Genomic DNA, 8,242 nt, shown 5'->3' on the forward strand with positions numbered 1-8,242 from the left:
AGGATAAAAGAATTCGAACAAAAAGGGAACGAAGAAAAATGCTCGACATCGCACCATCGCAACAGGCGGCAACCTGGCTCGGCTCATTCGGCCGGGCGCTCGAGGCCGGCGATATCGAGGCGGCGACGAACCTCTTTGCGCAGGATTGCTACTGGCGCGATCTCTTGACCTTCACCTGGAATATCAAGACCATGGAGGGGCAGGCGGCGATCCGCGAAATGCTCAAGGCCACGCTCCACTTGGCGCAGCCCTCGCACTGGCGGCTGTCCGGAGAGCCCAGCGTCGACGACGGCACCGTCGAGGCCTGGTTCACATTCGAGACGGCGGTGGCGCGCGGCGAGGGGATCCTGCGGCTCAAGGACGGCCGCTGCCGCACGCTGTTCACGGCGATGAGCGAGCTCAAGGGGTTCGAGGAACGGAAGGGGCCGGCGCGGCCGCTCGGCATCCGCCACAAGGCCGACCCGAACCGCGAGACCTGGGCGGAAGCACGGGCACGCGAGGCGCGCGATCTCGGCGTGCATGAGCAGCCCTATTGTCTGGTGATCGGCGGCGGGCAGGGCGGCATCATGCTCGGTGCCCGGCTGCGCCAGCTCGGCGTCCCTACGCTGATCATCGAGAAGAACGCGCGCGCCGGCGATTCCTGGCGCAACCGCTACCGCTCGCTCGTGCTGCACGATCCCGTCTGGTACGACCATCTGCCCTATGTTCCGTTCCCCGAAAACTGGCCGGTCTTCACGCCCAAGGACAAGATGGGCGACTGGCTGGAGATGTATACCCGCGTCATGGAGCTGAACTACTGGGTCGCCACCAAATGCATCAGCGCCGCCTATGACGAGGCCGAAAAAGTCTGGACCGTGGTGGTCGACCGCGTCGGCCAGCGCATCACGCTGAAGCCGAAGCATATCGTCTTCGCTACCGGCGCCTACGGCCCGCCGCGGCAGATCGAACTGCCGGGCGCCGACAGCTTCAAGGGCGAGCTTCTGCATTCCAGCCAATATTCCACCGGCGAGAAGTTTCGCGGCAAGCGCGTGGCGGTGATAGGTGCTGCAAGCTCAGGCCACGATGTCAGCGTCGATCTGTGGGAAGCGGGCGCCAAGGTCACCATGGTGCAGCGCTCGCCGACGACGGTGGTGAAGTCCGACACGCTGATGGATATCGGCTTCGAGATCTTCTCGGAAAAGGCGCTGGCGCGCGGCATCACCACCGACAAGGCCGACATGATCGTCGCCTCAACGCCCTTCGCGCTGGTGCCGAAGGGCCAGCGGGCGCTTTATGATGTGATCCGGGCGCGCGACGCGGATTTCTACCAGCGCCTCAGCGACAGCGGCTTCGCCACCGACTTCGGCGAGGACGAGACAGGACTGTTGATGAAAGCCTATCGGACAGGCTCGGGCTATTACATCGATGTCGGCGCTTGCGAGTTGATCCTGAACGGCGAGATCCAGGTGAAAAGCGGCGTCGGCATCAAGTCGCTGACGCCGGACGGCATCCTGTTTAAGGACGGCAGCGAATTGGAAGTCGATGCGATCGTCTGCTGCACCGGCTACCAGTCAATGAACGAGACGGTTGCCGCAATCGTCTCGCGCGAGGTCGCCGACAAGGTAGGTCCGTGCTGGGGCCTCGGCTCCGGCGTGAAGGGCGATCCGGGTCCTTGGCAGGGCGAATTGCGCAACATGTGGAAGCCGACGGCGCAGGAAGCGCTATGGTTCCACGGCGGCAATCTGGCGCTGTCGAGATTCTACTCGAAATATGTGGCGCTGCAGCTCAAGGCGCGCATGGAGGGGATAGCGACGCCGGTGTATGGGGAGCCGAGTAATGCGCGATCCTAGCTTCGTCATTCTAGGGCGGAGCAAGGAGCGAAGCGACGCGGCGCAGACCCTAGAATCCATGCCGTGATATTCGTGACGTGCGCAAGCGGACAGGAGGCGATTCTTCGCCGGGCGTCTCGATCCCCATTCTGCACCGCTGCATTCTTCGGTGACAGTCACGGCATGGATTCTAGGGTCTGCGCTCCGCTTCGCGTCGCTCCACCCTAGAATGACGACGATGAGGGGCCAAAATGCCTCGCCGCCACATCCACATGCGTGTGATGCGCATGGGCCTCGAAGCGCTCCGTCTCATTGTGGTCGGGCGCTTCGTTCGGCCACCATTTGCCGCCGATGACGATGCCATTGGAGACCAGTCGCTGATCCGCGACCAGTGACGCTCCAACAGCATCGACGAAGGTGAAGCGGCCGGGCTGCAGCTTCAACACGGCGACGTCGCCGGTGCCGCCGACCTTCAGCGCGCCGAGTTCCGGCCTTGCGATCGCCTCCGCCGGCCGCTGCGTCGCCGCGCGCAGCACCTCGACCAGCGACATGCCGAGCGCCATGAGCTTCGACATGCAGACCAATATGTCGAAGGCCGGACCGTCGACGCAGTAGAGATGCACGTCGCTGGAGATGACGTCGGGCGCAAGGCCCTCGGCAAGCATCGCCCTCGCCACCTCGAAGTCGAAGGAACCCATGCCGTGGCCGATGTCGAAGATGACGCCGCGCTCGCGCGCCAGCCGCATGTCCGGCCGCACCGCTCCGGAGGCGAAGACCGGCGCGTTGGGGAAAGGCCGGAAGCAATGGGTGAGAATGTCGCCGCGGCGCAGCCTGGGCAGCACTTTCGAGCGGCCGGGCGGCGGCTCGTCGATATGCGCCATCAGCGGCAGGCCGGCTTTGTCGGCGGCTTCGAGCGCGAGGTCGACCGGCGCGATGCCGCTCGAGCCGCCGGCATGCTTGCCGGAGCGGACCTTGACGCCGACGACGACATCGGCGTGCTCGCGCGCCGCCGCCACCGTCTCGCGCGGCTCGCAAAGCCTGAGATCGCCGCATTCGCCGACGGATACGGTCTTGGCGAAGCCAAATATGCCGGCAAAGGAGATGTTGACGTAAGCGAGGATGCGGACCTTCGAGCGCTCGATGACATGGCGGCGGAAGCCCAGGAAATTGCCGGCGCCGGCGCTGCCGGCATCGATGAAAGTGGTGGTTCCGCTCTTGGCGGCGAGCCGGTCGGCGTCGACGCCGAGCGAGGTGCCGCCCCAGTAGACGTGGCTGTGAAGGTCGATGAGGCCGGGCGTGACGATGCAATCCCTGGCGTCGACGACTTCACTCGCCGCCTCGGCATTGATGGCGGCGTCGATCGCGGCGACGCGGCCGTCGGCAATGGCAACATCGCGTGGCGCCTCCAGGCCCGATGCGGGATCGATGAGGCGCCCGCCCTTGATCAGGAGATCGAACTGCATCGGTGCCCTCGCTTTGTCTGTTCGTTTCACGCAATTCCGGACGGAAGGCTACGGCGAAGTCGCCGAACTAACCGCTAAGCACTTTTTCTGGAATTGCTTCAAGCGATCCGAGCGGGCGATCAGACCGGCCGATAGGCGACGGCTTCGACTTCGATCTTGATGTCGATCATCAGGCGCGATTCGACCGTGGTCCGCGCCGGCGGATCCTTCGGGAAATGTTTTGCATAAACGGTGTTGAATGTGCCGAAATCGCGCGCGTCCTCCAGCCAGACGGTGGTCTTCACCACATCGTCCATGGTGCAGCCGGCGAGCGCCAGGGCCGCTTTGACGTTCTGCAGCACCTGCTCGGCCTGCTCGGCGATGCCGCCCTTGATCACGAGCCCGTCGCTGCCCACCGGCACTTGACCGGAAATATAGACGAAATCGCCGGCGCGGACGGCGGGCGAGAGCGGAACGTGGGATTTCCCAAAGCACTGCTTGGACAAGGGGAGCCTCCTTCAATCGACGACGGGAACCGGGGTTACATAGCCGTCTACGCCTGTCGGCACGATCCTCCTAGAGCCAATGTCGGAAAGCAACATTCTTTCGAAACCCATGTTGCTTTATTACAGAAGCCTGAGCATCTTGCGCTCGACGCGGCTTGAAATCGGCCGCGCATATGAGGGAGATCGGCATGACCTTCGACAAGAATCCGTTTCCGGAAGGCGATGCCGACCGCCACGCGCTGTGGGAAATGCTGGTGCGGCGCGATATCGACGCCTTCCTCGGTCAGGACTGGTCGATGGTCGAGGACGATTTCATCGCGGAAAGCTTCTTCGGCATGCATGCGCATTTCCTTGCCAATGCAGATGCCTGGCGGCTGCAGTTCCCCCGGCTGGAGGTCTATCGCGACGAATGGCTGCGGCAGGCCAAGGAAACCGCGGCGACGAAATTCGCCGAGCCGCTGCGCGAAGCGCTGTTTCGCGTCACCAACATGCGCGACATCGACGTCGACGGCGATCGCGCGGTGCTGCACAAGAAGTTCGACGGCTCGGTCGCCAAGGCCGACGGTGGCGTCGACCGGCTCAAATGGCAGACGCTCTACTTCTGCCGCAAGGTGGGCGGACGCTGGAAGATTGGCGGCTTTGTCGGCTATATGCCGCATCCGCTGGGCAGCTAGGCGGGGCCTGTCGGACAGCCTGCGTTGGCAAAATCGCCCATTGTGGAGTTTAGCCGAAGCGCCAGTTGGTTCGTCATTCTAGGGCGAAGCAAGGAGCGAAGCGACGCGCGCAGACCCTAGAATCCATTCCGTGACGACGGTCGAAGAGCGGGATGGTTCCAGAATATCATCGCAATGGCGCAACCCCGAGTGAAGTTCTGCACCACTGCGACGCTTCGAAGTCACGGAATGGATCCGCGGGTCTGCGCGCGTCGCTTCGCTCCTTGCTCCGCCCGTGGATGACGACGTTAGGGAGGCTTCAGCCGACGGGCTCGCTAGGACAGCCGTGGCAACCGCTCATCGGGCGAGCGGTGGTCGAACACGACGCCCATGGTCTTACCAACGGCGGCCATGACGATCAGTTCGATGAGATGGTCGTCACTGTCCTGGCAAGCCGGGTCGGATCGGCGTATGGCGTCGATCATCGCCCGGGTCGAGATGGTATCGCCGGCGCGAAATTTCGAAAGAGCAGATGAAACAAGGTCTTGCACCGTCGGATCTATGACGGGCACTTCCGCAGCGACGTTCATCGGCCTCCTCCTGCCATGAACCCTCCCGCAAAAGATGATACGCCAACGGTTGGAATGTGCCAGCAAAATGGTGGTCCGACCAGTGTGGCTGGCGACAGCCTGCCGTGAGATGTGGACACCTGCTGGCTAACGGCAGCGTAAGCTCGACGCACCGCGCTCGGGTTGATAAGCCCGTCGCGCGCAGGGAGACGATCCGAGTCGAAATATGACCGTTGCAATCGAGATGGGGCAGACGACGGCAGGCGCGTCGGCGGCCCTCGACCTTGAGGAGTTGCTGGCGACCCGCTTGCTGGTGCAGGGCAATTCGGGCTCGGGAAAGTCGCATCTGCTGCGCCGTCTTCTGGAGCAGAGCGCGCCCTGGGTGCAGCAGACTATCATCGACCCGGAAGGCGACTTCGTGTCCCTGGGTGAACGTTATGGCCATCTGGTGATCGACGCGGAGGAACATACCGAGCGCGGCCTGCAGGCGGCTGGCGAGCGGGCGCGCATACACCGCGTCTCGACGGTGCTCAACCTCGAAGGGCTCGATGCCGAGAACCAGATGCGGCGGGCCGCGGCCTTCCTCGGCGGGCTGTTCGAGGTCGCGCGCGACCATTGGTATCCGATGCTCGTGGTCGTCGACGAGGCGCAGCTCTTCGCGCCCGCCGCCGCTGGCGAGGTTTCGGACGAGGCACGCAAGCTCTCGCTGGGCGCCATGACCAATCTGATGTGTCGCGGCCGCAAGCGCGGGCTTGCCGGCATCATCGCCACGCAGCGGCTGGCGAAGCTCGCCAAGAACGTCGCGGCGGAAGCCTCCAACTTCCTGATGGGCCGGACCTTCCTCGACATCGACATGGCGCGCGCCGCCGACCTGCTCGGCATGGAACGGCGCCAGGCCGAAGCTTTCCGCGACCTGGAGCGCGGGCATTTCATGGCGCTCGGTCCTGCCTTGTCGCGCCGTCCGCTCGGCGTGCGCATCGGCCAGACCGAAACCAGCCCGCGCAACGGCACGCCGCGGCTGATGCCGATGCCGGGAGCCGCGCTCGAAGATGCGCGCGCGATCATTCTTGCCGCGCCGCCGCCGGAGACGGTCAGGCCGCAGCGCCGGCCTTCGCCCGACCTGCTCGACCAATTGATGGCGGCCAAGGCCGCGCCGCTGGACATCCGCCCCGAGCCGATGGAACCGCAACCAAGCGCCGAAGACCTGGCAGAGCGGCGCGAGCGGATGGACCGTATCCTGCGCGCCATCTTGGCCGAGCCGGATGCCGGGTTCCGCGTCATCGGCGTGCTCTACCAGGAGTTCGTGGTCCGCTGCCGCATCGAAGGGCTCGCCTCCGTGGTGCCCGACCTGACGGAGTTCCGCCGCATGCTGACGCGCGCCCGCGCCGGCGTCGGCTCCGATATGGCCGAGGACGACGCCTGGCGCGACGTTTCCGTGCGCGCCTCGCTGCTGCCCGAAGACATGCAGGGCGTGTTCATGATGATCGCGCGCGCCGCCAAAGAAGGCTGGCCCTGCCCGAGCGACGCGGCGATCGCGCGAGCTTACGGCTCGCATTCGCTGCGCCGCGCGCGCCGGCTGCTCGACTATATCGAGGAGCAGGGCCTCATCGTCTGCCAGGTCGACGGCGCCGGCCGGCGCACCGTGACTCTGGTCGAGCTCGCCTGGGCGACGGCGCCGGGTGATCCGAATGCCTTGGAGCAGGACAGCCTGGCTGGCTGACATCGGAAGACGCTGGCGACCGCGCTCTGGCGGCCTTTGCGCCATTGGTTGACGGCGAGCCTGCTTTGTCGGTTGCACGCAGCACTACATGTTTCGATAAAATTTCCAACAGAAATGCCAGCGACCGAGCGATGGCGAAGTCAACGCTGCGCCATCAAATGACGCTGCGCCGAAACGGACTCGGCCCGTGCACTTTAAGTCTTTGTTTTGTGCATATCCCTCCAAATCGCAGCCCACTTTGGGAGACACAGGCATCAATCGATGGGGTGGCAGATTTGTTAAATGTTTAATGAATCGTTAACATTACGGGGGGATATATATTCCGTTATGGTTTCCAAATCGTAAAAAGCTAATATACCTGAATATAGGTATGCTTGTCCCGCGATTGCGGCGACCGAGGGGGGCACGCCAGCTAGGAACGTTTTGGGGCACGAGCGTGCAAGCGCTCTGGGGTGGAGTTTTGTCTCTCAGCGAGAGAAGTCTTTACGTTCAATCAGAGTGGCTTGGTCCTGACCAACCGCCGCGGGCGGAAGCATTCGCTTGCGTCGTCCGCACCAGGATCAGCAGTAACCGTTGGGGCGAACACTTCCATTGTTCGCAAAGGGATCACAGGGGGTAGTTGGCAATGGCGACCACAACAGTTTCAGGCTCGACCGTCACGTTTTCGAATTCGGGCGCGGCAGCCAATCTGACGCAATCCGGCAGCGAGGATGGCAGCCTCCTGTTCACATTCGACGTTCTCGCGGCGAGCGGCGGCGGAACCAAGACGACGATCTATTCGGTGGATGACGGCATCAAGAACGATGACGGAGGGGCCGGGATTGTCGTCACCAACAAGGCGTTCGCTGACTACAATAAGGACCTGCTGGTCCAGGACGGTGCGAACGTCATCGAAACCAGCAGCACGAGCGGGGCGAAATTCTGGATCGGCACCGACAACAAGATTCATTATGACGCAACCACTCTAGCCCCCCTGATCAACGCGCTCGGCGCTGGCGAGCAGTTCACGGACACGATCCAATACACGATCAAGATGTCGAACGGCACGCTCAGCGTGGGTACGCTGTCGGTGTTGATCACAGGTACCAACGATGCCCCGGTGATCACCGTCACCGCCGGCGATCACGATGCTGTCACGCTTAACGAAACAAACTCCCCTTTGTCGACAAACGGTACGCTGACCGTCAGCGATGTCGATATCCATGATACGGTCAATGCCTCGGTGACGGGAGTGACCTTGGGCGGAGCTACCGGCTCCCTTCACGCTGCCGATGTCGTGAACATGCTGTCGCTGGGCGGCAATCCCGTCATCGACAACAGCCACACATCGGGCGCGATCAACTGGTCGTTCAATTCCACGCCGCAAGCTTTCGACTATCTCGCGGCGGGCGAGCATCTCACCCTGACCTATACGATCAAGGCAGACGACGGCCACGGCGGCACGACCACGCATGACGTTACGATTACCATCACCGGCACCAACGACGCCGCCTCGATCGTGGTCGACGCTTCGGTCACCGACGACCGGGCGGTGAGCGAGGCCG

General features: G+C 63.5%; 7 protein-coding genes. 4 read left to right on the forward strand and 3 right to left on the reverse strand.

Annotation, left to right across the window (positions count from 1 at the left end; translation table 11 throughout):
• Window positions 1-38 precede the first annotated feature (38 nt).
• Window positions 39-1,829, forward strand: coding sequence for an NAD(P)/FAD-dependent oxidoreductase (locus LB529_RS17800; RefSeq protein WP_224711824.1), 1,791 nt, complete (start codon window positions 39-41; stop codon window positions 1,827-1,829).
• A 203-nt stretch (window positions 1,830-2,032) separates the two neighbouring features.
• On the opposite strand, the gene LB529_RS17805 is transcribed toward LB529_RS17800, so the two are convergent.
• Both LB529_RS17805 and LB529_RS17810 read right to left on the reverse strand, forming a co-directional pair.
• Complete coding sequence (locus tag LB529_RS17805) at window positions 2,033-3,271, reverse strand: amidohydrolase/deacetylase family metallohydrolase (protein WP_224711825.1); 1,239 nt, start codon at window positions 3,269-3,271, stop codon at window positions 2,033-2,035.
• A 119-nt stretch (window positions 3,272-3,390) separates the two neighbouring features.
• Window positions 3,391-3,756 (reverse strand): RidA family protein, encoded by a 366-nt coding sequence (locus LB529_RS17810; RefSeq protein ID WP_140846294.1) that lies wholly within the window; start codon window positions 3,754-3,756, stop codon window positions 3,391-3,393.
• A gap of 188 nt (window positions 3,757-3,944) precedes the next feature.
• Between LB529_RS17810 and LB529_RS17815 the strand changes: the two genes are divergently transcribed.
• Window positions 3,945-4,430 carry a hypothetical protein gene (locus LB529_RS17815; protein WP_224711826.1) on the forward strand — a complete coding sequence of 162 codons (486 nt, stop codon included), beginning with the start codon at window positions 3,945-3,947 and terminating at the stop codon, window positions 4,428-4,430.
• 314 nt (window positions 4,431-4,744) lie between these two features.
• Here LB529_RS17815 and LB529_RS17820 read toward each other — a convergent pair whose 3' ends face one another.
• Entirely contained in the window at window positions 4,745-4,999 is a 255-nt protein-coding gene (locus tag LB529_RS17820; protein WP_224711827.1) for a hypothetical protein, read from the reverse strand.
• 205 nt (window positions 5,000-5,204) lie between these two features.
• On the opposite strand from LB529_RS17820, the gene LB529_RS17825 reads away from it, so the two are divergent.
• Window positions 5,205-6,698 (forward strand): ATP-binding protein, encoded by a 1,494-nt coding sequence (locus LB529_RS17825; protein WP_224711828.1) that lies wholly within the window; start codon window positions 5,205-5,207, stop codon window positions 6,696-6,698.
• A 625-nt stretch (window positions 6,699-7,323) separates the two neighbouring features.
• A partial coding sequence (locus LB529_RS17830; protein ID WP_224711832.1) for a VCBS domain-containing protein occupies window positions 7,324-8,242 on the forward strand: 919 nt, incomplete at its 3' end.

Source organism: Mesorhizobium sp. CA5 (assembly GCF_020165105.1).
In the GTDB taxonomy this organism is placed as follows: Bacteria; Pseudomonadota; Alphaproteobacteria; order Rhizobiales; family Rhizobiaceae; genus Mesorhizobium.